The sequence below is a fragment of the Streptomyces sp. P3 genome, assembly GCF_003032475.1.
GTDB lineage: Bacteria > Actinomycetota > Actinomycetes > Streptomycetales > Streptomycetaceae > Streptomyces.
Genome location: NZ_CP028369.1, coordinates 6,076,045 through 6,102,578 on the forward strand (window position 1 = coordinate 6,076,045; position 26,534 = coordinate 6,102,578).

Here is a 26,534-nt window from a genome sequence, read left to right on the forward strand (position 1 = left end):
GCGCGCCCGCGGGGGGAGGGGCCTGCCCGCCTGATGGTCCTGCGACGTCACCGATCCCCCGTGCGAGCGCCGCGCGCGTGGACATGGCGTCGCCCGGGCGGCTCTCAGAGGGTCGGCGTGGCTCCCGCGCCCTGGTGCCGGCCGGAGACCGGTCGGGCCGCCGGTGCCGCCGTACCGAAGGCGCCGCCCGGGCCGGGCTGGGCAGGGGCCTCAGGAGAGGCGGAGCGGACGCCCCCGGGGACGGAGAAAGGGCCGGAGGTGCCGGGCGCCGCCGGTTCGTCCGAGGCGTCGGTCAGGCTGGCGGCCAGCCACTGTTCGACGGCGGTGATGTGGACGGTCGCGGCGGAGGCGGCGAGCAGGGCATCGCGTGACGTGAGCGCGGCGAGGATCTGCTCGTGGTCCCGATGGGCGTGGTCCAGGGCATGACGGGTCCGGCTGCCGCGGACGATGCGGACGCGCTGTGTCCGGGTGGAGACGACCTGCAGCAGCATCGACAGCACGGGGTTGCCGACGACTTCGACGATCTTGAGATGGAAGGCCGTGTCGTGGGCGACGAACTCCTCCACGGTGGCGACGGTCCGGGACCGGTCGAGGATGTCGCGCAGTTCCCGGAGGTCCTCCGACGTCAGCAGGGCGGCGGCCAGCCCCGTCGCCTGCGGTTCGAGCAGCCGCCGCACCTGGAGCAGCTGCAGAGCCGCGCGGCCCTGGGAGACGTCGGCGGCGAAGGAGAGCGTCTCCAGCAGCAGGTGGGGCTCCAGGCTGGAGACGTAGGTGCCGTCGCCCTGGCGGGTGATCAGGATGCGCATGGCGGCCAGCGCACGGACGGCCTCGCGCAGCGAACTCCGGGACAGCCCCAGCTGTTCGGCGAGGATCTCCTCCTTGGGCAGCCGGGAACCGGGCGCGAGCTCACCGGCGACGATCATCGCCTTGATCTTGTCGATCGCGTCGTCCGTCAGGGCCACGAACGTGCCTCTCCGTGCTGGGGGTGTGTGGTGCGGCGACTCTGCCGGGCCTGGGACGGCGCCGGCCGAGCCGCAGGTGGGAGGCGGTTACTCCTGCTTCTCGCCGGAGGCGAAGCGGGAGATGATCAGGGCGACGATGATGATGGCGCCGTTGAGGAACTGGTTCCACAGCGGAGGCACGCCCGCCAGCGTCATGACGTTCACGACCAACTGCAGGGTGAGGACGCCGGTGAGGGCGCCGAACACGGAGCCCTTGCCGCCGTTGAGGCTGACCCCGCCGATGACGGTCGCGGCGAAGACCTGGAAGATCCAGCCGCTGCCCTGGGTGGCGGAGATGGAGCCGTAGTGGCCGCTGTAGAGGATGCCGGCGAACGCGGCGAGGACGCTGCCGAGGATGAGGACGATCCACACGATGCGGTCGACGCGGATGCCCGCGGTACGGGCCGCCTCCGCGTTGCCGCCGATCGCGTAGAGCGCCCGGCCGTGCCGGAGCCAGGCCAGTGCACTGCCCCCGAGGGCGAAGAGCAGCGCGCACACCCAGATGGCGGCGGGCATGCCCAGCCAGGACGCCTTGCCCAGGTAGGTGAAGGACGAGGGCAACTCGACGATGGACTGGCCCTCGGAGAGGGCGACCTGCAGACCGCGGAGCATGGTCAGGGCGCCGAGCGTGACGATGAAGCCGTTGAGGCGCAGCTTGAGGATGAGGAAGCCGTTGACGGCCCCGATCAGCGCGCCGACCAGCAGGCAGAGCGGGACGGCCGTCCACTCGGGAAGGAGGCCGAGCCCGTTGAAGCGGCCGCCGCTCGAGGGCAGTACGAGCCAGACGGCGATGACGGGGGCCACGCCGATGGTGGACTCCAGCGACAGGTCCATCCGTCCGGCGATCAGGATGAACGTCGTGGCGAGCACCAGCAGACTCAGCTCGGTGGACTGCTGGGCCACACCGATCAGGTTGTCGGCGGTGAGGAAGGCCGGCGAGACGATGAACCCGATGAGTCCCAGGACGAGGATGGCCGGGACCAGGGACAGCTCACGGAAGCGTCCGATGTCGACCCGGCGGCGGACGGTGTCGCCGCCGGCCGGCCCGGCCTTGCTCGCGGTGGGCTCGGTGAGATCTGTGGTGGCGGACATGACTACCTTCCGTGCTCGTCTGCGCCGGATGAGGCGGACAGGGGTGACGCGATGGGCCGGGCCGTGCCGCCGGAGACGCCCTCGATGGCGGCGACGACGTCCTCGTCCTTCCAGCCGCGGTCGAACTCGGCGACGACCCGCCCGTGGAACATGACGACGACCCGGTCGCAGGCCTTGAGGTCGTCCAGTTCGTCGGAGACGATCAGCGCGGCCCTGTCGTCGTCCGCGACCTGTCGGATCCTGGCGAGCAGGAACTCCTTGGACCTGACGTCCACGCCGTTGGTGGGCCGGATGGCCACCAGCAGGTCGGGGACGGTGGCCAGGGCTCGGGCGACGACGACCTTCTGCTGGTTGCCGCCGGAGAGGGCGGAGACCGCGGTGGCGGCCCCGGGGGTCTTGATGTCGAGGTCGCGGATCATGTTCCGGGCGAACGCCCTGGTCCGGGCGGGGAGCACCGTGCCGAACGGGCCGAGCTGGTCGGTGACGGTCAGGGTCGCGTTCTCCGCCACGCTGCGGTTGCCGACCAGTCCCTGGAGGTGGCGGTCCTCGGGGACGAAACCGACCCCGGCGGCGAGCGCGGACGGCACGCTGCCGGTGCGCACGGCCCTGCCGCGGACCGAGATCCGGCCCGTCCTGGCCCGGTGCAGTCCGGCGATCGCCTCACCCACCTGCACGTTTCCGCTGGCCGTCGCCCCGGCGAGTCCGACGACCTCGCCGGAACGGACCGTCAGGGAGATGTCCTCGCAGGCGCCGGGCAGCGTCAGCGCGTCGAGCGACAGCACTTCCGCGGCGTTCGCCCGTGCGACCCGGGGCCGGCCCGCGGCGTTCGCCGCACCGGCCGACTCGCCGGTCATGGCCTCCACCAGGGCCTGGTGCCCGAGCTCCGCGACGGGCGCGGTGAGGATGTGGGCCGCGTCGCGGTAGACGGTGACCGTGGCGCAGAGGTCGTACACCTCTTGCAGGTGGTGCGAGATGAAGAGGAACGCGACGCCCTGGCGTCGGAGGTCCCGGAGCTTGTCGAACAGTCGCTCGATGCCGCGGGCGTCGAGCTTGGCCGTCGGCTCGTCGAGGATGATGAAGCGCGCGCCGAAGGACAGGGCCCGGGCGATCTCGACGAACTGTCGCTGTTCGACGGTGAGGTCCCTGGCCCGCGCGGTGGGGTCGACGGCCACGCCGTACTCGCCGAGCAGTTCCTCGGCACGTCGGCGCAGCCGCTTCCAGCGGATGGGCCGGACCGCGCCACCGCTCTGCCGGTTCAGGAAGAGGTTCTCCGCGACGGTCAGCTCACCGATGATCGTGGAACGCTGGTAGACACAGGCGACCCGGGAGCGCCAGGCGTCGATGTCGCCGACGGCGGGGGCGGGCTCGCCGGAGAAGTGCAGACTGCCGGTGTCGGGCTGCTGGAGACCGGTGAGGACGGACACGAGCGTCGACTTGCCGGCGCCGTTGCGTCCGACCAGGGCGTGCGACTCGCCCGGGGCGACGGCGATACGGGCGTCGCGCAGCGCGACGGTCGCGCCGAATCGTTTGCTGATGCCGGCCGCCTCGGCCACCGGGGCCGGGGTGCCGGGGCCGGCCGCAGGGGCGGTCGCGGTGTCCGCCATGGTGGATACCGTCCTTCGTGTACGGGGGCTGGGGGCGGGTGCGCACCCGGGCCGGCGGGGGGCGGACGTCGGGCGTGGTCCGTCCCCCCCCGGCGCGGTGTGCTGGGACTGCCGGCCGTCAGCCGACGTTGTTGCCCCACAGGGTCTTGTCGTCCACGTTTTCCTTGGTGACCAGCGGCGCCGGCAGCTGGTCCTCGAGGCCGTTGGGGATCTTGATGATGGTGGAGTCGTGGTCGGTGGCGCCCGGCTTGAAGGTCTTGCCCTCGGCCGCGGCCTCGGCGTAGTACAGCGCGTACTTGGCGTAGAGGTCCGCGGGCTGGGAGACGGTGGCGTCGATCTGGCCCTTGCGGATCGCGTCGAACTCCTGCGGGATGCCGTCGTTGGAGACGATGGAGATGTGGCCCTTCTGGCCGGCGGGCTTGAGCAGGCCCTTCTGCTCCAGCAGGGCCAGGGTCGGCTGCAGGAAGACACCGCCGGCCTGCATGTACACGCCGTTCAGGTCGGGGTGCTGGGCGAGCAGGCTCTGCAGCTTGGCGGAGGCCACGTCACCCTTCCAGTCGGTGGGCAGCTCGAACACCTTGATCTTCGGGAACTTCGTCTTCATGCAGTCCGCGAACGCCTCGGAGCGGTCGCGCCCGTTGATCGAGTCCAGGGCCCCCTGGAGTTCGGCGACCTTGCCCGTGCCGCCCAGCTGCTTGCCGAGGAACTCGCAGGCCTTGGTGCCGTACGCGCGGTTGTCCGCGCGGACGACCATGTAGACGTCGCCCTTGTCGGGTCTGGTGTCCACACTGACCACGGGGATCTTCTTCGACGCGAGGGTGTCGAGGGTCGACGCGACGGCGCCGGTGTCCTGGGGGGCCATGACGACGGCCTTGGCGCCGGTGTTCTGGAACACCTGGACGTTGGCGACCAGTTTGGTGACGTCGTTCTGTGAGTTGCTCAGGGGCAGGGCGTTGACGCCGTCCGTCTTGATGTCGCTCTTGAGGTACTGCGCGTAGGAGTTCCAGAAGTCGGAGTCGGAGCGCGGCAGGTCGATGCCGACGGCGGGCTTGTCGCCGCCCGAGGCCGTCGAGCCCGTGCTCTCGCGGTTGCACGCGGTGGCGAGTGCCAGGACCGCGACGACGGCGGTGACGGCTGCGGCGGTGGAGCGGGTGTGAGCGAGCTTCATGGCCGTGTTCTCTCCTAAGCCAGGGGCGCAGGGCCGCAGGGCGACGGTGGGAGGGGAGGGCGTACCCGCCTGTCGGGAGGGGCGGACGCGCCGGCCGGGCAGGTGCCGATCTTGCTGTCGAATGCGCGGATCGTGCCCGAGGAGAAGGGAATCGAGGGTCAGCCGGTGACCGAGGTGACGGCAACGGGCGGCCACACGGGTGCGGCCCGAACGGCGCACCGGACGATGCGGACCATTCCTCCGATGTATCTCGGACGACCAGGACGTTACGACGGCGTTGCCGAGCTTGACAAGAGTTCGCGGTCGACGATTTGCGGCACAACGTGCGGGGAGCCGCCCAGGCGCCGCTCCGGCGCCCGGAAGTGCCGGACCTCACCCCTGTCGAACTGGGATTTCAAGGAATCGTGGGCGTCGGATGAGGGGTTGCCGCAGGCTCACGATTCGGCAACGGCGGCACCGGGAGGGCGGGGTCGGGGCGGAGCCGGCCACCTGGGAGTCGGTGCCTTCTTCGTGGCAATCAGTGACATGTCGGCTCATCCCGCCCCTCGTAGGGCCGGATGGTCGCGGGCGTGGTACGGGATTCATCGGAGGGTGGGGCGTGTGGCGCCCCTCACTTCAGGGCATGGCCATGGCAAAGAGGGACCGAAAGGTGCCGTGTCGACAAGGGTGCGGAAATACATCCGAGGAATCCATTGTCAGGCGCGGATTCCGCATCTATGGTCACTCTGCCGCCATACATCCGATGACTGTGTGCGCGGATGAGACGGACGAGTGAGTACCGCGGAATGGCCCAGGCCCGGACGACCCCCACCGGCCCGCCCCACGGCCGGCCCTCAGACGAAACCCGCATGGCAGAGGAGTTGCCCCGGTGAAACTGCTTCGAGTCGGCGCCCCCGGACAGGAGCGCCCCGCCGTCCGCACCGACGACGGCCGGCTGCTCGACCTGTCGTCCGTGACGCCGGACATCGACGGCGCCTTCCTGGCCTCGGGCGGAGTCGACCGGGCCCGCGCGGCCGTCGCGGCGGGAGAACTGCCCGAGCTCGACCCGGCCGGCCTGCGCGTCGGCGCTCCCGTCGCCCGCCCCGGCAAGATCGTCTGTGTCGGTCTCAACTACCGCGACCACGCCGCCGAGACCGGCGCGGCGATCCCTCCGCGCCCGGTGGTCTTCATGAAGGACCCCGGCACGGTCGTCGGCCCGTACGACGAGGTGCTGATCCCGCGAGGCTCGACCAGGACCGACTGGGAGGTCGAACTCGCGGTCGTCATCGGACGACGGGCCCGCTACCTCGACGGCCCCGGGGCCGCGCGGGCCGTGATCGCGGGATACGCGGTCAGCCACGACGTATCCGAGCGCGAGTTCCAGCTCGAGTACTCCTCCCAGTGGGACCTCGGCAAGTCCTGCGAGACCTTCAACCCGCTCGGCCCCTGGCTGGTCACCGCCGACGAGGCCGGCGACCCGCAGAACCTCGCCCTGCACCTGAGCGTCAACGGAGTGAAACGGCAGCAGGGCCACACCGGCGACATGATCTTCGCGGTCGACCACCTCGTGTCCTACCTGAGCCGGTACATGGTCCTGGAACCGGGCGACGTGATCAACACCGGTACGCCCGCGGGTGTGGCCCTGGGGCTCCCCGGCACTCCCTTCCTGCGCCCCGGCGACACCGTCGAGCTCGCCGTCGACGGTCTCGGCTGCCAGCGCCAGACCTTCGCCCAAGCGTGAAAGGCACCGCCTTGACTGCAACCTCCGCCCGGATCACCGCGGTCGACACCTACGACGTCCGCTTCCCCACCTCGCGGGAACTCGACGGCTCCGACGCGATGAACCCGGACCCCGACTACTCCGCCGCCTATGTCGTCCTGCGCACCGATGCCGGTGACGGACACGAAGGCCATGGCTTCACCTTCACCATCGGGCGCGGCAACGATGTCCAGGTCGCGGCGATCGGAGCGCTGAGACCTCATGTCGTCGGGCGGTCCGTCCAGGAACTGTGCGCCGATCCGGGCTCGCTCAGCCGCGACCTGATCGGCGACAGCCAGCTGCGCTGGCTCGGTCCGGAGAAGGGCGTGATGCACATGGCGATCGGCGCCGTGCTCAACGCCGTGTGGGACCTCGCCGCCAAACGCCAGGACAAGCCGCTGTGGCAGCTGCTCGCCCACGCCGACCCCGAATGGCTGGTCTCCCAGGTCGACTTCCGCTACATCGCGGACGCCCTCACCCCCGAGGACGCCCTCAGACTGCTGCGCGAGGGCCGCACCGGCATCGCGGAACGTGAGGCGGTCCTCCTCGAGAACGGCTACCCGGGCTACACCACCTCCCCGGGCTGGCTCGGCTACTCCGACGACAAGCTCACCCGGCTGGCCAAGCAGGCCGTCGCCGACGGCTTCACCCAGATCAAGCTGAAGGTCGGCGCGGACCTGGACGACGACATCCGCCGCCTGCGCACCGCCCGCGCCGCCGTCGGCAACGGGATCCGCATCGCCATCGACGCCAACCAGCGGTGGAACGTGGACGAGGCCATCGAATGGACCGACGCGCTCGCCGAGTTCGACCCGTACTGGATCGAGGAGCCCACCAGCCCGGACGACGTCCTCGGCCACGCCGCCGTGCGCCGGGCGGTCGCACCCGTGAAGGTCGCCACCGGCGAGCACGTGCAGAACCGCATCATCTTCAAACAGCTCCTGCAGGCCGGCGCCATCGACGTCCTCCAGATCGACGCGGCCAGGGTCGGCGGCGTCAACGAGAACCTCGCGATCCTGCTGCTCGCCGCCGAGTTCGGGGTCCCGGTCTGTCCGCACGCCGGCGGGGTGGGCCTGTGCGAGCTGGTGCAGCACCTGTCGATGTTCGACTACCTGGCGCTGTCCGGCACGACCGAGAACCGCGTCATCGAGTTCGTCGACCACCTCCACGAGCACTTCGCCACGCCCGTGGTCATGCGCGACGGCCACTACCGCGCACCGCTCGCCCCCGGGTTCTCCGCCACCATGCGGGAGGAGTCCATCGCCGCGTACCACTACCCGGACGGCGCCTTCTGGACCGCCGACCGCGCTGCTCAGGGAGGAACGGCATGACCGATCTGGCAGGGCTCAGGGCGGTCGTCACCGGAGGCGCGTCCGGCATCGGCCTCGCGACCGCCCGCACGCTGGCGGCGCGAGGTGCGGCGGTCGCCGTCCTCGATCTCGACCCGGACGGCGTCGGCGAACCGCTGATCGGCCTGCGGGCCGACGTCACGAACGACGGCTCGGTGCGCACCGCCGTGCAGCAGGCCGCCGAGCGGCTCGGCGGCCTGGACATCCTGGTGAACAACGCGGGGATCGGCGCGGTGGGCACCATCGAGGACAACCCGGACGACGACTGGCACCGGGTCCTGGACGTCAACGTCCTCGGAATCGTGCGCGTCACCCGCGCCGCCCTGCCGCATCTGCGTCGCTCCGCTCACGCGGCGGTCGTCAACACCTGCTCCATCGGCGCCACCGCGGGCCTTCCGCAGCGCGCCCTGTACTGCGCCAGCAAAGGCGCGGTTCTCTCGCTCACTCTCGCCATGGCCGCCGACCATGTCCGCGAGGGCATCCGCGTCAACTGCGTGAACCCGGGCACCGCCGACACGCCATGGGTCTCCCGGCTCCTCGACGCCGCGGACGACCCCGAGAGCGAACGCGCCGCCCTCAACGCCCGCCAGCCCATGGGACGCCTGGTCACAGCGGACGAGGTCGCCGCGGCCATCGTCTACCTGGCGAGTCCCGCCGCGGCCTCCGTCACCGGCACCTCGCTGGCGGTGGACGGCGGCATGCAGGGGCTGCGGCTGCGCCCGGCGGGGCGGTCGTGAGGGTCACCGGGCTGGGCGCCGGTGCGGTGGCCGTCTCGGAGCTGGCGCTGGGCTGCGCCGCCCTCGGAAACCTCTACCGGCCGGTCTCCGACGACGCCGCCCGGGCCACGGTGGACGCCGCCTGGGACGTCGGCATCCGCACGTTCGACACCGCGCCCCACTACGGGCTCGGCCTGTCGGAACGACGGCTCGGCGCCGCCCTGCGCGACCGCCCCCGGGACGCCTACACCCTCTCCACCAAAGTGGGCCGGCTGCTCGTCCCGCACTCGGGTGCCGGCGACGACCTCGCTCACGGCTTCGCCGTCCCGGACACCCACCGCCGGGTCTGGGACTTCAGCGCCGACGGGGTGCTGCGTTCCCTGGAGACGAGCCTCGAACGTCTCGGCGTCGACCGCGTCGACGTGGCCCTGCTGCACGACCCGGACGCCCACCCCGAGCAGGCGCTGCGCGAGGCGTACCCGGCACTGGAGCGGCTGCGCGCCGAAGGCGTGATCGGCGCGATCGGAGTGGGGATGAACCAGTCGGCGCTGCCCGCCCGGTTCGTGCGCGAGACCGACATCGACGTGGTCCTGCTGGCCGGCCGTTACACGCTGCTCGACCAGGAAGGGCTCGCCGAACTGCTTCCGCAGGCGGCCGCCCGCGGCCGTGCCGTGGTCGTCGGCGGGGTGTTCAACTCCGGTCTGCTCACCGCGCCCCGGCCCGGTGCCACCTACGACTACGCACCGGCTCCCCGGCCGGTGCTCGACCGGGCGCTGCGGCTGCTGGAGGTCTGTGAACGCCACGGCGTGCCGCTGCGGGCCGCCGCGCTGCGCTTCCCGTTCGGTCATCCCGCGGTCGCGAGCGTCCTGACCGGGGCGCGGTCGCCGCAGGAGGTGCACGACACCGTGCGCCAGCTGCGACGCCCGATCCCGGACGCCCTGTGGGACGAGCTGCGCGCCGAGGGCCTGCTCCACCCGGACGCCCCCGTCCCCTCGGCTGCGCCGAGCGGGCGGACCGCACCTGCCGGGCACTCCGCCCCGGTCGGGGGAGCCACGCCGTCGAAGGAGCCGTCATGAGGGTCGCCCTGCACACCAAGGTCCGCGCCGACCGCGTCGAGGAGTACGAGGCCGCACACCGCGAGGTACCCGAGGAGCTGACCGCCGCCATCCGCGCCGCGGGCGTGAGCGAGTGGACCATCTGGCGCAGCGGCACCGACCTGTTCCACCTGCTGGACGTCGCGGACTACCCGGCGATGATCGCCGAACTCGAGAAGCTCCCCGTCAACATCGAGTGGCAGGCGCGGATGGCCGGCCTGCTCGACGTCGCCCACGACTACTCCGCGGACGGCGCGGACGCCTCGCTGCCGGTGGTGTGGCAGCTGTGACCACGACGCACGGGGGTGTCGGTTGTCGCGGAGGAGGGCCTGGGCCGGCCGGTCACCGAGGTCGACCGCCGCGCTGTGGCTCTCGACCGCCGACACCTTCGAGTTCCTGAAGAAGCCCGCGCGCAAAGCCGTACGACGCCGACGCCTCCGCCGTCTCCTGGCACGGGCCTGCGTGAATCCGGTCACCGTCCGACGACATGAGCAGGCAGGATGATCCCCGTGGCCGCCGTGCCACGACACCGGAGCACCACGGGAGATCCCGCATGGCCGACTGCTATCCGTACCGCATCGCCACCAGGAGAGGGGAGGTGATCCTGATCTGGCTGCCCGGAGAGGGGGACGACCCCGACGCGCTCGCGGTCGACGACCGGGGAAGGCTCCTGGTGTTCGACGACCTCGACACCCTCCGGGACCACTGCGACAGCAACGGCTGGGACCTCGTCCGGGAGGACGAGGACACGCTCGACCTCGGCGTCGTACGCCGGTGGGTGGCACACCCCGCACACGGGCGGGTTTCGGCGGGACTGCTGCTGGAGGCCTGGAACTTCTTCGACGACCTCGCCCATAGTCTGGACGTCTTCCCGCCCCTGCCCTCCCGGGGACCGCTCCAGGACGCCGCCTACGAGAAGATCTTCGGGGGCGAAGCCCTCGAGCCGACCGCCGGCGACGGCGCCTGGACGGACGAGGAGACCGGAGCCGTGCGCGAACTGCTCCGCGTGGGGCTCAAGTTGTGGGATGAGGCCGCGAAGGCCACGCTCTGCGGCCGGCCTGCCGCCGACGATCATTCGTCGACACAGGCCCGGGCGACGGCGTAGGTGTCCTCGTAGAGGTGGTAGCGGGTGATCGACCCGTCGCGGACCGTGGCGTGCAGGAGAAGCCGGTGTCGATCTCCCGGCCCGTCTTCCCGGCATCCCAGACCGTGCGCCCGCCGAGGACCACGTCGTCGACCTCGGCGATGACCCGACGGAGGTCGAAACGGAGGTCGAACCCCTTGGCCGGCACAGGGGGCTCCAGCAGTTCGAAGAAGGTCCGCAACGGCAGAGCCGGTGGACGTTGCCGAACCGCACGGTCTCGCCGACGGCCTGGCACCAGGGTCCCGGGCCGCTACAGGCCGCTGACCTTGCTGCTCGCCGTCATCTCGTAGACGAGGGTGACCGTGCGGTGGCCACCGGGTGCGAGGGCGAGGTTCCACCGGACGATGCCGTCGGCGTCGACGGCGTCGGGCGCGGGGGAGCACGCGTCTTCGCGCAGACGCGTCTGCACCGCGGAGATCTCGGAGACGGGCATCCGTTCGCGCACGACGATCACTTCCTCGTCGTGGGCGTCGTGGGCGTCGTGGGCGTCAGGGGCGGAGAAGCGGGACAGGTGGAGTCGGACGGTACGGGTCAGCACGCTCCGCTGAGTCAGGGCGGAGGTTTCGCGGACCTCTTCGGTGTGCCGGACGACGCGGTGGTCGTCGAGGCTGCCGAAGGCGAGTTCGGCGCGGGCTCCGGGAGCGGTGAAGTCCATTGTGCCGCGGCCGCTGTACCCACTGCGGCGCACCAGGTCCACCGGGCCCGCGAGCAGGGCGTGGCCGGACAGGTTGTCGAACCGGGCCACCTGGGTGACCAGCGGGGACAGCTCGGGCGCGCAGGCGTGCTCGACGCTCGGGATCGCGGTGAACGCGGAGAGCGGCACGCGATGGGCGCGCCCGTCCCCGGGGACGCGGACCGGTGCGGGCGCGTACAGCACCCGCGTCTCGCCGCCGTCGTCCACCCCCGGCAGCCCGGCCACCGGAGTCGGGCCGAGGTCGGCGATCTCCTCCTCACGCAGTTCGACGTCCACGCTGCGGCGTTCCGCGGGAGAGCGGTCCTGCAGGGTGAGCCGGTCCTCGCGCAGCCGTGGCGGGGCGGCGGCCTGCGCCGAACGGGCCGTGGACAGGGTCAGCGTCACGTCGGACCAGTCCTCGCCGGTGCGCTGCCAGACCATCGCGTCGGTCTCCAGCGTGAGGCAGTCTCCGTCGAGCACGGCCCGGTAGACGGGCCGCCACAGCGCACAGGCGGTGAGGTGGGTCAGCCGCAGCTCGGCCGGCCCCGCGGCAGCGGCCTCCACGGTCAGTTCGATGTGGCCGGTCAGCTCGGCCGGCTCTTCCTCGGCCAGGTCCATCGCCCCCCGAGCCGAAGCGAGTTCGGCGGTACGAGCGGCGAACCGGGCCTCCACGGTGCGCAGTTGCTCTCCGCAGGAGTCCCGCTCGGCGTCCAGACGGTCCAGTTCGCGGTTCCAGCGGGGCCCTTCGACCTCTCCGTGGCCGGCGCCCTCGCCGATCTCGCGCAGCAGGTCGGCGGCAAGGCGGCCGAGTGTGTCGAGGCGGGTGTGCAGCCGGTCTCGCTGCCGGCCCAGGACGAGCAACTCCTCTTCGAGGGCGTGCACGCGGTGCCGCAGCGCGGTGTCGTCGTCGGTGGGCCGGGGGCCGCGCGGGCTCCAGACCCGGACGATCCGCGCGTCGAGCACGGTCGCCGGGGCGTCGGAGGTGAGCTCGGCGTGCAGCGTGCGGTCGACGGCCAACGCGCTCACCGGGCCCAGACGCAGCCGCTGGACCCCGGCCTCGAGGTCGAGGACGGCGCTGCGCTCGACGTGGGCGCGGTCCTCCAGGCAGGTGACGGCCGTGACGGGCAGGGGAATCGGCTCGGGTGCCGTGGACATGGGTGCGTCAGCTCCTGCGGTTGCCGCCGGCCAGGGTCTTGGCGGAGGGGATGCGGATCTCGTAGCCGCCGTCGAGGGCGGTGGTGGTGCCGGCGGGCAGCTCGACCCGCCAGATGCGGGTGCCGGGCGCGTGGTGTTCGGCGTCGGTGTCCGTCTGCGGCGCGCTCCAGTCGGCTCGTTCCTCGACCCGGACGTCCGGGTCGGAGGAGACCGGAACCCGTTCGCGGACCTCCACGGTGACGGGCTCGGCGAGCCGGTTGGCCAACTCCACGTGAACGCGGTGGTCGAGCACGGTGGTGGTGTTGCGCAGCCCCGAGGTCGACTCGTGCAGATTCGTGCGGCGGGTCACCCGGACGCCCTCGGCCTGCCCCAGCCCCACCCGGCACACACCGCCCGGCGCGAGGGTGGGCAGGGCCGCGGTCAGCAGGAAGTCGTCGCCGGCGGTGATCTCCACGGGGCCCGCCAGCAGAGCCTGGCCGGTGGCGTTGGAGAGTGCGAGCGTCGCGTACACGGTCTGCTCCACGGACGGCACACAGAGGTACTCGGTGCGCAGACCGACCGAGATCTCACCGACGGTGACGGTGTGCCAGGTGCCGTCGGACGGGATGTCCGCGCGGGCGACGGCGTCGAAACGGTGGTCGAAGGAACCCGCCGACTCGCGGGGCCGCACGGCGTGTGCGGGCAGCGGCAGCGCGGCCACGCCCTCCGCGCGGCGACGGTACTCGGCCGCCGTCGGGTCGAAGGGAACGTCGGGGAACAGCCGACCTCGGCGAGCGTGCTGTTCGTCGGGTCCGCACAGGACGAGAGCCGTGTAGTCGAGTTCGGATCCGCTCGGCCGCGGCGGGCCGACGTGACCGGGGACCGCGGGTGCGGAAGGCCGAGGCGGCGCGGCCTGACCGGGGGCCGCGGGCATGGCCGGGGGAGCCATGGCGGCCCGCGCAGCGGGAGAGCGGCTCCCGCCGGCCGGGCGGGAGGGGGCCGGCTGTGCGGGACCTTCCCCTCCGCCGCCGAAAGCCTGCGGGTGGCCACCGCCGGGCATCGGGGCCGGGGGCGGCGCGCCGTAACCCGGCGGCGCCGGGGCGAGCGGCTGGTCGTAACCCTGCGGTGCCATCGACATCGGCATCGGCGGTGGCAGGGGAGCAGGGGCGGGAGCCCCCGCCGCCACGGGCACGGGGCGGCCCCCCATCCTGTCGGCGCGGGACGTGGCGGGGTGGCGACCGGCCGCGTCGTACCCGGCGAACAGGTCGGCCAGACCCGCCGGCGGTTCGCGCCAGCCGGACGGCGTGGGGTCCGGCTGGCGGCGTCCGATGCGCAGCGAGCGGAGCCTGGGCAGGTCGGTACGGCGCCCGAGGTCGGCGGTGGCCAGGGCGAGCCGGACGCCCGTCCAGTCCTCGCCGGTGCGCTGGGCGATGGCGGCGCGCAGCACCAGACGTCCGCTGCTCTCGCCCTGACGGTGCGTGAGCCGGTAGGCCGGCGCCCAGACCGCGCCCGGCACCGCGTACTCCAGCTCCACTTCCGCGTCCCCGGCGCCGTCGAAGGTCACCAGCGCGGAGAGCGTGGTCCGCACATGGGCGGCCGGTGCGTCGGCGGAGGCTCGTGCCAGCCGGTCGGCGGCGACCGCGAGGGCGTGTTCGGCCCGGCCCAGCGCCTGCTCCAGCTCGGCGAGACGGGAGTGCAGTGCGGTGAGCCGTTCGTCGACGAAGTCGGCGAGTTCCAGCCACGCGTCCACCGGGGTGCGGCGGTGCGGGTCGTCCCGCCTGCGGGTGGGCGGCACCGGCCGCAGAGCCCTGACCTCGTCGATCAGTCGCACCTGCCGGTCGTGGCGGGCCCGCACCGCCGCGCACTCCTCACGCAGCGCCTCCACCTCGCTGTGCAACGCGTCGGGGACGGTGGCGCCGAGCGGCTCCGCCTCGACCTCCACACGTGCCTCGATGACGCGTGCCCCCTCGCCGCCGGTGACACGGACGCGCAGGGATCCGGCGTCCAGCGCGCGCGGGAGACCGCTCACGCGGACCCGGCCGCCCGGCGGCACCGTGCCGCGGGCCAGGCGGCGGCAGACGGCGCCCTGGGCGTACACCACGACCGAATCGAGGGCCGACCCCCACCTCGGTGCTGTCTCAGCCGTCATGTGCCCCGCCCCCGTCATGTCAGTGCTGGACGAAGCCTACGTCCGCAGCGGCCGGCCCCGTGGACGAAGCCGGCGCCGTCGCGGCCGGGCCGAACAGGCTGACAGACGACGCACGGGTCAGCACACTGAGCACATGCGCCATGAGGACCGAGTGAAGCTCACCGTCGTGCGGGCCCTGGTCGCGGCCGCCCTTCTGCTCTCCTCGCCGGTGCTGCTCCTGGCCGGGGCGCCGATCCGGCGCCGCTACCTCCGTCACGTCCACCGCGACGGCGCCCCGCAGATCCTGGACAAGGAACGCGGCCTGGTCGGCGTGCACTACTTCGTGATCACCAGCCGTCTCCTCGCCCGCTGCTGCCGGCCGACGGAGGCGATCGAGAGCTTCTTCGCACGCAGAGGCGGGACACCCGCGCCCTGAGGGCCGCCGATGTCCGCCCGACTGTCACATCCGGGCAGCAGCCTGGTCACAGGGCACCGCGAAATCCTCCTGGCGGGGCCCTCCTCCGTGTCCGCCATGGCACCATTCCTGCGCAAGCTTCACGTCCAGGGGGGACACCATGCGCATCCGCGCCACCATCGTCACCGCGGCCCTGCTTCTCGCCGCACTCACCGCCTGCTCCTCGTCCGACGACGCCCCGGCGGCGAGCGACTCGGGTACGCCCGTCGCCGAGCCCACCATCAGCGTTCCCGCGGAGCACGAGGGCGACGACCTCAAGGCGGCCGTGGCCGTCTACACCGCGTCCTATTTCGCCGGCGACGCGGACACCGCGTACGGCATGCTGTCCGCGCGCTGCGCGCAGAAGATCACCAGGAGCGCGTTCACCGAGGTGGTGAAGAAGGCCTCGGCCGCCTACGGCGAGGACCATGCGGTGAGCGACGTGCGGGCCGAGGTGTCCGGCAAGACGGGGCGCGCCGGCTACAAGGTGACGGGGCTGCCGAAGTTCGACCAGCAGGCGCAGCCGTGGACGTTGGAGGGCGACGCCTGGAAGTACGACGCCTGCTGACTCAGGGCCGGCCCGACGGGACGGGCTCGCCGGCCCTGCCGACGGAGAACCCGGTGACCCTGGTGCTGGTGCCGGTGCCGGTACGGGGGCCGTCACCGGCGGTGACGTCGACGGTGAGGGCGAGGCGCATGCGCGTCGTCCCACCCGTCGGAGGGGGCCGGTAGGTCACCCGGTAGGTCCGGGTGGGGCCGTCCTGGACGGACCGGATCGTGGGCTCGCGTCCTGCGGCGTACTGCGGAACCCACCGACGCGCGAACGTGTCGGCCGCATCCGCGACCTGCTCCTCGCTGAGGGAGCCGGCTCCACCACCCCGGTTCGACGACGAGGCGCTGACCAGTTCCTTGTCGGGCCACCAGCCCGAGACGCTGCCGCGGTTCGTGTCCACGGTGATCTTCATCCGGTCACCGTTCTTCTCCGTGGCCGACCCGGTGACCTCGGTGCCGCTGCCGTAGATGCCCTCGGCCGCGGCGGTGAGCCACTCGCTGGCCTCGACGGAGGACTCGACGAGGTCGCGTCTCTGTTCGTCGAGGGCCACGACGTCCACTCCGGTGACACGGCTGTGGAAGACCGCCGTCACCGCCGTGGCGCCGACCGCGGCGAGGGCGACGCCTCCCAGGAGATCGCGCAGCGGTCGGCGCGGGGGAGTGTGTCGCAGCCAGAGCCACAGCGTCCCGGCCAGGGAGCCGGCCACGGCCCCCGTCGCGTTCGCCGCGAGATCGGTCACGCTGCACGACCGGCCCAACGGCGCGGCCGACTGGGCCAGTTCGATCGCCGCACTCAGGACGGCGCCCGCGGCAGCCACCGTGACGGGCCGCCGGAACAACTGGACGGCCAGGAATCCGGCCGGTGCGAAAAGGGCGATGTTCAGCAGGTACCCCGCCGACGTGAACAGGTGCGAGGGCGCTCCCGTGTCGCACTGCCACCCCTGGAGACCGGCGTCACCGGGGAGCAGTGTCACCGCCAGGACGCCGGCCAGTTGGACTGCCAGCGCCGTGCGCAGCGGCCAGGGCCTGCCGAGGGCCTTCGCCACCAGTGCGGTGGGAACCGCCACGACGGCGGCGAGCACCAGGAAGGTGACGAGCAGCCCGGGTACGGCCGCGACGGACGCTTCGATCACGAGAGGACTCTCCGGACGGGGACGCCCGGGGCGCCGAACATGCGCCCCGGGTACAGCCTGCACGGCGTCGGGTTCAGGCGCCGTTCCGCCGTGCGAACTGGAGGGACAGCGACCGCAGGACGTCGGCGGTCGAGGTGTCGGTGTTCCCCTCGTCGTGGACCTCGGCCAGGTGCACGAAGGCGTAGGAGAAGCAGGTGGAGAGAGTGACGATGGCCGGCCCCAGCGTCTCCGTGATGATGGCCGTGGTCTCCTGGGGGGTGGCGTCGGCGGGCAGCTTGATCTCGGGCAGGGTCTCCGCGAGGAGCGCGGAGACGGAGCCCGTCAGTGCCGCCTTGGCGTCCGGGTTCTCGCGGGCCTGTCGCCGCATCTCGATCGCTTCGGTGAGGATGCCGACGACGCGCTGCATGATCTCGGATTGCTGCATGGTCGCAGCCTACGAGTGAACGCGGTTCGGCGAGACGGATTACCGCGTGGCCGGCCACGACGGCATGTGCACGCACCGGATTTCACTGGACTCACCGCACTCACCGCATCACGGCACTGCAGGCAGGTGTGGCAGACGCCCGGCAGGAGCATCCGTAAACCGTCCGTACCTGGGAAGACGGGTCTCGATCTTCATTGACGTCCTCGGGGAGGAAGCATCACCATGGCCGTTCCCGTACGTGCGCCGCGTCCCGTGCGCCATCCCCGCCGGTTCGAACTCCGGGCGACGGCACTGTACTTCGTCCTTCTGGCCGTGCTGCTGACCCTGGCGGGCACGGTCGCCCGCACGGCTGCGGCCGCTGCCGAACGCCGTCCCGCCTGGGCCCTCGCGCTCGCGCTGGTGACAGCCGGCGCCGTCGTGGCGGGTTGCCGTCGAGGGCGCAGGGTATCGGCGGCGAGGCTCGCGCGCCGCGCCGCGGCAGCCCTGGACGAGGCCACGATGACGGCGGTCGACGTCCTCGACGCCCCGTCCCCCGCCCCGTCGGCCGGCACCGCACCAGCGCCCGGCTGTGCGGCCGAGCCCTCCGCCGGTCGCGACGGCACCCAACGGACCCTCCTCCTCGTCGATCCCGTAGACCCTGTAGATCCCGCAGACCTCGTGGACCAGGTCGCCGTCGACACCGAGGAGATCGCTTACGAGGCCCTGGACCCCGACGAGTTCGAACAGGCGATAGCCGACCTGTGCCGACGCGACGGCTGCCGGGACGTCGACGTCGTGGGCGGGGCCGGTGACCTGGGCGCGGACGTCGTGGCGAGGACGCCGGACGGACGCCTGGTCGTCATCCAGTGCAAGCGCTACCGCGACACCAACCGAGTCGGTTCCCAGGACCTGCAGCGGTTCGGCGGCACGTGTTACACCGTTCACGGGGCCGATGTCGCCGTCGTCGTCACCACCGGCGACTTCACCGCTCCCGCGCTCGAGTACGCCGACCAGTGCGGCATCGTCTGCATGGACGGCCGAGAACTCCAGCACTGGCAGGACGGCGTGGGACCCCGACCGTGGGAGCACGAGTTCCCGGCCGGCCAGGAGACACCGAGCGAGTGGTAGGCCGGCCCGCCCGGGTGGGCCGTGTTCTCCATCTCGGACATCAGATGACTGGACAGGAAAACACCGTGCGGCCCTCCGCGGCCAGACGACGGAAGAGCCGTCGTACCCAGAGCACGCCTTCCGGATCCATGCCGTTGACCGGCTCGTCGCACACTCGCGCGTCCGGGAACCGCGTTCCGCCGCCCGGGCCCGCCGAGGCCGCCTCGGCCCGGTGTGTCGGACGACACTCCTGTGGCAGGCATGCCGAGCGGCATCGCGGGTACCGGCGCACGTGAACGGGGGAGTGAGGGCGAGACGAGTGGAATCGCATGCCGACGGAGACGGCTGTACCGGGCCGCGACAGCACCTCATGCGCACCGCCTACGCGATGGGCGGTGCCGACGGCTGCATCGCCGACGCCCGCCACCATGCCCTCGCGTTCCTCGACCGAGCCCGCGTCGACCATCGTCTGCGCGTACCCGACCGGGTGAGGGACATCATCCAGCTGGTGGTCAGCGAACTGGTCACCAACGCCCGCAAGTACGCCCCCGGCCCCGTTCTGATGGAGCTGCGTCTCACCGCCGACAGCGTGGACGTCGCGGTGTGGGACAACGACCCCACCGTTCCCATGGCCCGGCCCGCCGACCCGGACAGGATCGGCCAGCACGGCCTGGAGATCGTCAAGGCCGTCACCGCGGACCTCTTCGTCGAGCGGGAGCCGGTCGGCAAGCGCATCACGGCCCGTATCGCCCTCGCCGACCCACCCGGTGACGCCACCGCCGCCCGCCACAGGCCCTAGCGGAGCGGCGGTTCACGGGGACATGTCCTAAGCCTTCAGTGCGGCCAGCACGTGTTGCGCGAGCTTCTTCGCGCTCGCGGCGCCGTTGTCCGCGCCGTCCGTGGACAGCACGCTGACGACGGCCGTGCCGGAGCGGGAGGCGATCAACGTGGTGCCGGTCTCCCAGGCGCTGCTGGTGAGGGTGATGGTGTACGCCTCGTCCCCGAGTCCGGCCGTGGCGGCGCCGGTGACCTTCACCTTGCTGTGGGTGTCGGAGTCCGTGTAGCTCGGGCAGGCGGTGACGACGGCTGCCAGGTCCTTGAGCACGTCCGCACCCGTGGTGCCGCGGTAGACGTCGATCTCCTGGTCGAGTTCGGCGGACGTGTTCTTGTTGATGTAGGAGTTCTGCGCGAACGACACGCCCTCGACGCCGGTGAGGCTGATCCAGCTGGTGGCCGCGAGGTCGGCGCAGTGCGGCTTGGCGGCGCTCTTCGTGGCCGGCGCCTGGTAGGTGTCGCCGGTGTCGCGGGCGAGACTCACGTCGGCGGCGAAGCCGGCGGGGAAGTACGAGGCGGGCGCCAGCGCCTTCTTCAGCTGTGTCCCCGTCAGCAGACCGGCGTTGGGGTCGGCGGCTTTCGACGGCGTGGTGGACGCGGCCGGACTGTCTGCGGAGTCCGCGGACGTGGCGGAGGAACAGGCAGCCAGGACCAGCGGGAGCGCCGCGACGGCGAGCACCTTGGCGGCATGGGACGGGAGACGCATCGAAATCCTCGAGAGTGACATGCATGGTGCGCCGGACCTGGGTGGGGGAGCGGGACCGGGTGCGCGGGAAGCGCGGAGGTGCCTACGGCCTGGTCGGCGGGGCCGCGAGGTTGCCGAGCCCGGAGTGACCTTAGGCGGGTGCCGGCCACAGAATGATCACCGGATACTCAAGGCAAGGTCAAAGCATCGATCTCCTCGACGGTTTTGCCGTGTCTTGGGGAAGCGGCGGAGCGGCCGGGGAGCGGGGCCTTCTCGGCGGGCGGATGGCGAGGGCGTGGAATTATCCGGGCCTCTCACGTGCTGTCCTATCCACCAAGGTGGGACGCCGACGGTGTGCGAGCGCGCAGCGCGAGCGGCCGAGGCGGAGAGGAGAGGGAACCGACATGGCAGCGCAGACGCAGAGGGCCGTGCTGGCGGGCGGATGCTTCTGGGGAATGCAGGACTTGATCCGTCGGCTCCCGGGCGTGACCGCGACCCGGGTCGGCTACACCGGGGGTGATGTGCCGCACGCGACCTACCGCAACCACGGCACCCACGCGGAGGCCATCGAGATCCTCTTCGACCCCGAAAAAACCGACTTCCGGACCGTGCTGGAGCTCTTCTTCCAGATCCACGACCCGAGCACCAGGAACCGTCAGGGCAACGACATCGGGCTCAGCTACCGCTCGGCGATCTACTACGTGGACGACGAGCAGAAGCGGATCGCCGAGGACACCATCGCCGATGTGGACGCCTCCGGACTGTGGCCGGGCAAGGTCGTCACCGAGGTGGAGCCCGTCGGGCCCTTCTGGGAGGCCGAGCCCGAGCACCAGGACTACCTGGAGCGCTACCCCGACGGCTACACCTGCCACTTCCCGCGCCCGGGCTGGCGGCTTCCCGCCCGCTCGGACGCCTGACCCACCGCGCGACAGGCGCAGAGCTCCCCTCCGGTCCGGGGCCGCCCGGGACCGTCCGGGTCGGCCCGGTCCGCGTCAGCGCTGCGCTTCGCCGGCGTGGACAGGCCCGCCCACAGGGCGCGCGGACGCAGCCCGGAGCCGGTGGTGTCGGTGGCAGTCGAGGCCCCGCGCGCGGACAGGCCCGTCATACGCACAGAGGTGCCGGAACCGACCCCTCCTTCCCCGTAGCCCTCGGCGACGAGCCGTTCGTAGGCGACGCCGACGGTGTTGATCCTGTACGGGCTGGTTCGCCATCTGGTCAGCCAGAACGAGGGGTTCGCCGCCTCCGCCCGCGGTGCGGGTGAGCCGTGGGCCGTGTGGCGCGGTGGCGACCTCGGCGATGACCCGGCCAGAGCGTATGAGGCGTCAGCGTCAGTGAGCGAGGTCACCGCGGCGTTCGCTGAAGACGAGGTGCTGGAGCGGCGGTTCGCGCTGCCGGAGGTGGGCGAGGGCTTCGCTGTCCCCGGACGGAAAGCGATCGGTTTCCACCTGCTCGACTACGTGGCGCACGCCTGGGACGTCGCGGTGACGATCGGCGCCCCATGGGAGCCCGCCGACGAACTCACCACCGCCGCGCTGCGCGCCGCTTCCCTGGTCCCCGACGAGGGCCGCGGGGCCGGTGCCGCCCGCCGACGGATCGCCGTCCCTGACGACGCCCCGCCGGGCGAACGGTTGCTCGCTCTGCTCGGCCGTGACCCGAACCCCCGCACCTGACCGCTCGCCGCGTGGAGCCCTCCGAGCTCCATCCCCTTGAACTGCACAGACCTCCCGACGTCACTCGGGCCGCTCCCGCAAGTTCCTGTTGCACGGCCATTGACACGACGCCTGCGCCGGGGCCAAGATCACGCCTGCAAACACAGGATTGAAACGTTTCAAAATCCTGGAAGCAACAATTCCGCTCCGTCTCGCCCCCGGGTTGCCGACGCGCTCTGCCGCCCTCTCCGCTCTCCGTACATCTCCTAGGAGCCCGCGATGCACGATGTGACGCGCCGCAACATTCTGCGCTCGGCCATAGCTGTGGCCCTGGCCCCCACTCTGGGTTCCGTGATGCTGCCCGGGCTCGCGCCGACGGCGTCCGCGGCGGTCTCGTGGACCGCGAAGTGGATCTGGGCTCCGTCCAGCACGACGAACCAGTGGGTGGCTTTCCGCAGATCGTTCACCCTGGGCTCCGCGCCCTCGACGGCCATCACCCAGATCGCGGCCGACTCCAAGTACTGGCTATGGGTCAACGGCACACTCGTGGTCTTCGAGGGCGGACTCAAGCGCGGCCCGAACCGTACCGACACCTACTACGACGAGATCGACCTTGCCCCGTACCTGACCAACGGCACCAACACGGTGGCACTGCTGGTGCGGTACTTCGGCAAGGAGGGCTTCTCGCACAGCAGCAGCGGCAAGGGCGGCCTGCTGTTCCAGTCCGAGATCACGACCGGCTCCACCACCACCCGGCTGGTCAGCAACACCGACTGGAAGCACAAGGTCCACCCGGGCTACTCGAACAACACCAGCGGCACCCAGGTCAACTTCCGGCTGCCGGAATCGAACGTCTACTACGACGCCCGCAACGCCGCCGCCATGGCCGACTGGCAGTCCTCCGGCTTCGACGACAGCGGCTGGAGCGCGCCCACCGACTTCGGCGCCGTGGGCGTCGCTCCATGGAACGGCCTCGTCGAGCGGCCGATCCCGCAGTTCCGCTACTCCGGCCTGACGTCCTACACCAACGCCGCCTCGCTCCCGAGCGCCGGTCAGGGCTCCACCGCCATCTCGGCCACCCTGCCCTCCAACATCCAGGTCACGCCGTACCTGAAGGTCGACGCCCCGGCCGGCACCGTGATCGGTGTCCAGACCGACCACTACGACGACGGCAAGGGACTGGTCGGCATCGACCAGAAGACCATTTTCAACGTCCGCGCCACCTACGTCTGCACCGGCGGGGTCCAGGAGTTCGAGGCGCTGTCATGGATGAGCGGTACGGCCGTGCGGTACACCATCCCGGCGGGCGTGACCATCGTGGATCTCAAGTACCGGGAGTCCGGCTACGACACCGACTTCGACGGGTCGTTCACCAGCAGTGACGCCTTCTTCGACACCGTGTGGACCAAGGCCGCCCGCACCATGTACGTCAACATGCGGGACAACTACATGGACTGCCCGACCCGTGAACGCGCCCAGTGGTGGGGCGACGTGGTCAACCAGCTGAAGGAGGGCTTCTACACCTTCGACGCCAGGTCCCACGCCCTCGGCAAGAAGGCCATCTCCCAGCTGGCCTCCTGGCAGAAGGACACCGGGGCGCTCTACTCCCCGATGCCCTCGACCATCTGGACCTCCGAGCTGCCCAACCAGATGCTCGCCTCGGTGTGGTCCTTCTGGACGTTCCACCTCTACACCGGCGACACGAGCACGGTCACCGGCGCCTACCCGGCGGTGAAGAAGTACCTGGACCTGTGGGGCCTGGGCAGCGACGGCCTGGTGGCCCACCGCGCCGGGGACTGGGACTGGCAGGACTGGGGCAGCAACATCGACACCCGCGTCCTGAACAACTGCTGGTACTACCTTGCCCTGGACACCGCCGCCAAGCTGGCGGCCCTCAGCGGCAACACCGGCGACGTCGCCGGATGGCAGGCCCAGCGCGCCGGCATCAAGGCCAACTTCGACACGCTGCTGTGGAACTCCACGAAGAACGAGTACCGCTCGCCCGGCTACACCGGCGACACCGACGACCGGAGCAACGCTCTCGCCGTCGTCGCGGGCCTGGCCGCCCCCAGCCACTACCCGGCGATCACCAACGTGCTGCGCACCCATCTCAACGCCAGCCCCTACATGGAGTTCTACGTCCTGGAGGCGCTGTACCTGATGGGTGCGGCCACCGTCGCCGAGGAGCGGATGCGCAACCGCTTCGCCGCCCAGGTCGCCGACCCCGCCTGCCACACCCTGTGGGAGGTGTGGGTCAAGTCGCAAGGCACCGACAACCATGCCTGGAACGGCGGCCCGCTGTACGCGCTGTCCGCCTACGCCGCGGGTGTGCGCCCCACCACGGCGGGCTGGGAGACGTACGAGGTGATCCCTCAGACCGGCACCCTCACGAAGATCAATACGGTGACGCCGACCGTCGAGGGTGACATCCGCTTCGGCATCACCCGCGACGGAACCCAGGCGACCCTCACGCTCACCTCGCCGAGCGGGACGACCGCCCGAGTGGGCGTGCCCACCTACGGCGGCTCCCAGCCCGTCATCAAGGCCAACGGCACCACCGTCTTCACCGGCGGCTCCTCCACCGGCAGCGTCAGCGGTCTGAGCTACGACGGCAAGGACTCCTCGTATGTGTACTTCAAGGCCCAGCCGGGCAGTTGGACGTTCACGGCCACAGGCACCGGCCGCCTCGACAACCTCGCCCTGAACCGGCCGGTCACCAGCAACAACAGCCTGGAGAACAGTAACTGGGGCATGAACCGGCTCACCGACGGCAAGCTCACCAGCGTGAGCGGCGCCAGGGGATACACCAGCAACGAGTTCACCTCCGCCGACGTCAGCGCGAACCCCGTCTGGGTGGAGGTCGACCTCGGCGCCGACACCGACCTCGACGCCGTACGCCTCTTCCCCCGCACCGACACCCCGGCCGCCGGGGGAGGGACCGCGGGCTTCCCCGTGGACTTCACGATCCAGACCCGGGCCGACGGATCCAGCACCTACACCACGGCTCGTACCGTCACCGGCCAGGCCAACCCACAGGGGCTGGTGCAGACGTACGGTCTCAAGCCCGCCACCGCCCGTTATGTCCGCCTGCAGGCCACCAAGCTCGGAGCCGCCGCCTCCGACGAATCCACCAAGTTCCGCCTGCAGCTCGCCGAACTCACCGTCCCCACCGCCGCGACCACGGTCACGGCCAACTGCACGCTGGAGAACAGCGACTGGGGCAAGACCCGGATCCTGGAGGGCACCACCACCAGCGTCACCGGCGCCAAGGGCTTCACCAGCATCGACTTCCCCTCCGCCGACGTCGGCGACACACCCGTATGGATCGAGGTCGACCTCGGCGCCGACCGGTCCATCGGCTCCGTCACCCTTCACCCCCGCACCGACACCCCGGCCGCCGGGGGAGGGACCGCGGGCTTCCCCGTGGACTTCACGATCCAGACCCGGGCCGACGGATCCAGCACCTACACCACGGCTCGTACCGTCACCGGCCAGGCCAACCCGAGTGGAGCCGCCCAGACCTACACCCTCACCTCCACCACCGGCCGCTACCTGCGCCTGACGGCAACCAGACTCGGCGCTGCCGCCTCCGACGAGAGCACCAGGTTCCGCCTGCAACTGGCCGAGATCGGCATCAAGTAGCACGCCGCAGCCACAGTGGCCCGCCCGCCCCGGCACACACCCACGCGCCGGGGCGGGCAGTCCTTGCGAACAGCGAACCTCTATGCGGAGCACCCCTCGGTCGGCGCCCGAGCCCGACCTGGTGCATCCGCCACCTCGGCGAGGCCTGTGCCCGGGCCGGCGAGCGGGAGCGCCACGGCCCCGCCGGTCGAAAGGAGGGCGACCGGCCGTGCCGTCCCGTCGGCTTCGGGCGAGGTCGGTGGCGGACTCGGTCGCGTAGCGGCTCATCGAGGCGATGCCGGCCTGCGGCGTCAGCGGCCGGCCGTCGGCGAGCACCTCCTGCAGCGGACGCGGCGGGCACAGGCGTGCGCTCCCTGGTCGAGCGGGAGCGAGCGGGAGCCCACGTGCGGGACGTACGTCGTCGGCGGGGGTGCGTTCAGGCCCCGCGCAGGGCCGTCTCCAGGTGGCCGGCCCAGCGCAGGGCCGCCGTCGCGCACTCGTCGGTCCTCGGCTGAAGGCGTCGTCGCGGTCCGACGACCTGGACGGCGGCGACGACCTCGTCGCTGAAGTCGCGGACCGGTGCGGCGACGGAGTAGAGGAGCGGTTCGGCCTCCTCGTCGACGATGGAGTAGCCGCGTCTGCGCGTCGTCTCCAGCCTGCCCAGGAAGTCGTCCAGGCCGGTCGGCGTGTTGGGGCCGTGGCGGACGAACTCCGTGCGGGCGAAGACCGCGGCCACCTCCTCGTCGTCGGCGTCGCTCAGCAGGGCCTGGCCGCAGTCGCTGCAATAGGCAGGGAAGGGGCGGCCGATCCACGAGCCGAGCTGCCGGCTGCCGGGCGGCACCCGCTCGGCGATGGTGACGGTGGTGTCGCCGACCAGGACGCCGAGGTAGCAGCTCTCGCCGGTCTCGGCGGCCATGCCCTCCAGGGCGGTGAGGCCGTCCGTGCGCAGGCGGCGGGCCGTGAGGTCGCGCGCCGTCGCGTAGAGCCGCCAATGCGGTGCGACGCCGCCCGAGACGTCGTCGCGGACGGCGAACTCCTCCGCGGTCATGGCGGTGAGCATGCGCGACAGCTGGCTGCGGTCGCGGTCCATCCGGCGGGCCAGCTCCGAGACGGTCACGGCGGGGCCGTGCCGCCGTCCGTCGGCCGTGGCGCGGGCCAGCGCGGACAGGGCGTCCAGCCCCTTCGTCACGCTCGAGTCCACGTGCTCCTCCTCCGCCCTGCCGACGCATGCCCGCGCGGGGCTGTCCTGCCCGTG

At 71.7% G+C, this 26,534-nt stretch carries 22 protein-coding genes and 2 pseudogenes; 13 read left to right on the plus strand and 11 right to left on the minus strand.

From position 1 onward, the window contains the following. Positions 1 to 293: 293 nt before the first annotated feature. The 4 genes and pseudogenes from C6376_RS26890 to C6376_RS26905 form a co-directional block, all read right to left on the minus strand. Positions 294 to 962, minus strand: a pseudogene (locus C6376_RS26890) (FadR/GntR family transcriptional regulator); the annotation flags it as partial. Between the two features lie 87 nt (positions 963 to 1,049). Continuing rightward, positions 1,050 to 2,093, minus strand: a complete 1,044-nt coding sequence (locus C6376_RS26895) for an ABC transporter permease (RefSeq protein ID WP_107445798.1) — start codon at positions 2,091 to 2,093, stop codon at positions 1,050 to 1,052. A gap of 2 nt (positions 2,094 to 2,095) precedes the next feature. Next, positions 2,096 to 3,697: a sugar ABC transporter ATP-binding protein gene (locus C6376_RS26900; RefSeq protein WP_107445799.1), complete on the minus strand. Its 1,602-nt coding sequence runs from the start codon at positions 3,695 to 3,697 to the stop codon at positions 2,096 to 2,098. A gap of 118 nt (positions 3,698 to 3,815) precedes the next feature. After that, the gene (locus C6376_RS26905; protein WP_107445800.1) at positions 3,816 to 4,865 is read right to left on the minus strand and encodes a sugar ABC transporter substrate-binding protein; all 1,050 of its coding nucleotides are present in this window, start codon (positions 4,863 to 4,865) and stop codon (positions 3,816 to 3,818) included. Positions 4,866 to 5,733: 868 nt separating this feature from the next. Between C6376_RS26905 and C6376_RS26910 the strand changes: the two genes are divergently transcribed. From C6376_RS26910 to C6376_RS26935, 6 genes are all read left to right on the plus strand, one after another. Continuing rightward, positions 5,734 to 6,585, plus strand: a complete 852-nt coding sequence (locus C6376_RS26910) for a fumarylacetoacetate hydrolase family protein (protein ID WP_107445801.1) — start codon at positions 5,734 to 5,736, stop codon at positions 6,583 to 6,585. A gap of 11 nt (positions 6,586 to 6,596) precedes the next feature. Next, on the plus strand, positions 6,597 to 7,934 hold the full coding sequence (locus C6376_RS26915; protein WP_107445802.1) for an L-fuconate dehydratase: 1,338 nt from the start codon (positions 6,597 to 6,599) through the stop codon (positions 7,932 to 7,934). After that, complete coding sequence (locus tag C6376_RS26920) at positions 7,931 to 8,689, plus strand: SDR family NAD(P)-dependent oxidoreductase (RefSeq protein WP_107445803.1); 759 nt, start codon at positions 7,931 to 7,933, stop codon at positions 8,687 to 8,689. The genes C6376_RS26915 and C6376_RS26920 overlap by 4 nt, the downstream gene beginning before the upstream one ends. Further along, positions 8,686 to 9,744, plus strand: coding sequence for an aldo/keto reductase (locus C6376_RS26925; RefSeq protein WP_107445804.1), 1,059 nt, complete (start codon positions 8,686 to 8,688; stop codon positions 9,742 to 9,744). The genes C6376_RS26920 and C6376_RS26925 overlap by 4 nt, the downstream gene beginning before the upstream one ends. Next, a complete protein-coding gene (locus C6376_RS26930; RefSeq protein WP_107445805.1) occupies positions 9,741 to 10,052 on the plus strand; it encodes an L-rhamnose mutarotase in 312 nt (103 codons plus the stop codon). The genes C6376_RS26925 and C6376_RS26930 overlap by 4 nt, the downstream gene beginning before the upstream one ends. A gap of 263 nt (positions 10,053 to 10,315) precedes the next feature. After that, positions 10,316 to 10,867: a hypothetical protein gene (locus C6376_RS26935; RefSeq protein WP_107445806.1), complete on the plus strand. Its 552-nt coding sequence runs from the start codon at positions 10,316 to 10,318 to the stop codon at positions 10,865 to 10,867. A gap of 289 nt (positions 10,868 to 11,156) precedes the next feature. On the opposite strand, the gene C6376_RS26940 is transcribed toward C6376_RS26935, so the two are convergent. Then, positions 11,157 to 12,734 carry a mucoidy inhibitor MuiA family protein gene (locus C6376_RS26940; protein WP_107445807.1) on the minus strand — a complete coding sequence of 526 codons (1,578 nt, stop codon included), beginning with the start codon at positions 12,732 to 12,734 and terminating at the stop codon, positions 11,157 to 11,159. Between the two features lie 7 nt (positions 12,735 to 12,741). Beyond that, the gene (locus tag C6376_RS26945) at positions 12,742 to 14,862 is read right to left on the minus strand and encodes a DUF4139 domain-containing protein (RefSeq protein ID WP_107445808.1); all 2,121 of its coding nucleotides are present in this window, start codon (positions 14,860 to 14,862) and stop codon (positions 12,742 to 12,744) included. Between the two features lie 133 nt (positions 14,863 to 14,995). On the opposite strand from C6376_RS26945, the gene C6376_RS26950 reads away from it, so the two are divergent. Together C6376_RS26950 and C6376_RS26955 are read left to right on the plus strand one after the other, a co-directional pair. Further along, positions 14,996 to 15,277 carry a hypothetical protein gene (locus C6376_RS26950; protein ID WP_107445809.1) on the plus strand — a complete coding sequence of 94 codons (282 nt, stop codon included), beginning with the start codon at positions 14,996 to 14,998 and terminating at the stop codon, positions 15,275 to 15,277. A 139-nt stretch (positions 15,278 to 15,416) separates the two neighbouring features. Next, complete coding sequence (locus tag C6376_RS26955; RefSeq protein WP_107445810.1) at positions 15,417 to 15,863, plus strand: hypothetical protein; 447 nt, start codon at positions 15,417 to 15,419, stop codon at positions 15,861 to 15,863. Position 15,864: 1 nt separating this feature from the next. On the opposite strand, the gene C6376_RS26960 is transcribed toward C6376_RS26955, so the two are convergent. Further along, entirely contained in the window at positions 15,865 to 16,980 is a 1,116-nt protein-coding gene (locus C6376_RS26960) for a VanZ family protein (RefSeq protein ID WP_159083257.1), read from the minus strand. A gap of 73 nt (positions 16,981 to 17,053) precedes the next feature. Continuing rightward, positions 17,054 to 17,404 carry a hypothetical protein gene (locus tag C6376_RS26965; RefSeq protein ID WP_107445811.1) on the minus strand — a complete coding sequence of 117 codons (351 nt, stop codon included), beginning with the start codon at positions 17,402 to 17,404 and terminating at the stop codon, positions 17,054 to 17,056. 222 nt (positions 17,405 to 17,626) lie between these two features. Between C6376_RS26965 and C6376_RS26970 the strand changes: the two genes are divergently transcribed. Further along, a complete protein-coding gene (locus tag C6376_RS26970) occupies positions 17,627 to 18,511 on the plus strand; it encodes a restriction endonuclease (RefSeq protein ID WP_107445812.1) in 885 nt (294 codons plus the stop codon). 17 nt (positions 18,512 to 18,528) lie between these two features. Here the strand turns inward: C6376_RS26970 and C6376_RS45465 are convergent. Next, positions 18,529 to 18,665, minus strand: a pseudogene (locus C6376_RS45465) (ABC transporter ATP-binding protein); the annotation flags it as partial. A 195-nt stretch (positions 18,666 to 18,860) separates the two neighbouring features. Here C6376_RS45465 and C6376_RS26980 point away from each other — a divergent pair. Continuing rightward, positions 18,861 to 19,289 carry an ATP-binding protein gene (locus C6376_RS26980; protein ID WP_173985738.1) on the plus strand — a complete coding sequence of 143 codons (429 nt, stop codon included), beginning with the start codon at positions 18,861 to 18,863 and terminating at the stop codon, positions 19,287 to 19,289. Between the two features lie 27 nt (positions 19,290 to 19,316). Here C6376_RS26980 and C6376_RS26985 read toward each other — a convergent pair whose 3' ends face one another. Then, a complete protein-coding gene (locus C6376_RS26985) occupies positions 19,317 to 20,030 on the minus strand; it encodes a hypothetical protein (RefSeq protein ID WP_107445814.1) in 714 nt (237 codons plus the stop codon). Positions 20,031 to 20,413: 383 nt separating this feature from the next. Between C6376_RS26985 and msrA the strand changes: the two genes are divergently transcribed. The 3 genes from msrA (at position 20,414) to C6376_RS27005 (ending at position 25,300) form a co-directional block, all read left to right on the plus strand. Further along, positions 20,414 to 20,926, plus strand: coding sequence for a peptide-methionine (S)-S-oxide reductase MsrA (gene msrA, locus C6376_RS26990; protein ID WP_107445815.1), 513 nt, complete (start codon positions 20,414 to 20,416; stop codon positions 20,924 to 20,926). Positions 20,927 to 21,190: 264 nt separating this feature from the next. Next, positions 21,191 to 21,679 (plus strand): TIGR03086 family metal-binding protein, encoded by a 489-nt coding sequence (locus tag C6376_RS27000; protein WP_107445816.1) that lies wholly within the window; start codon positions 21,191 to 21,193, stop codon positions 21,677 to 21,679. A 258-nt stretch (positions 21,680 to 21,937) separates the two neighbouring features. Beyond that, a complete protein-coding gene (locus C6376_RS27005; RefSeq protein ID WP_254076063.1) occupies positions 21,938 to 25,300 on the plus strand; it encodes a discoidin domain-containing protein in 3,363 nt (1,120 codons plus the stop codon). A 415-nt stretch (positions 25,301 to 25,715) separates the two neighbouring features. Here C6376_RS27005 and C6376_RS27010 read toward each other — a convergent pair whose 3' ends face one another. After that, positions 25,716 to 26,480: an IclR family transcriptional regulator gene (locus tag C6376_RS27010; protein WP_254076064.1), complete on the minus strand. Its 765-nt coding sequence runs from the start codon at positions 26,478 to 26,480 to the stop codon at positions 25,716 to 25,718. Between the last annotated feature and the right edge of the window lie 54 nt (positions 26,481 to 26,534).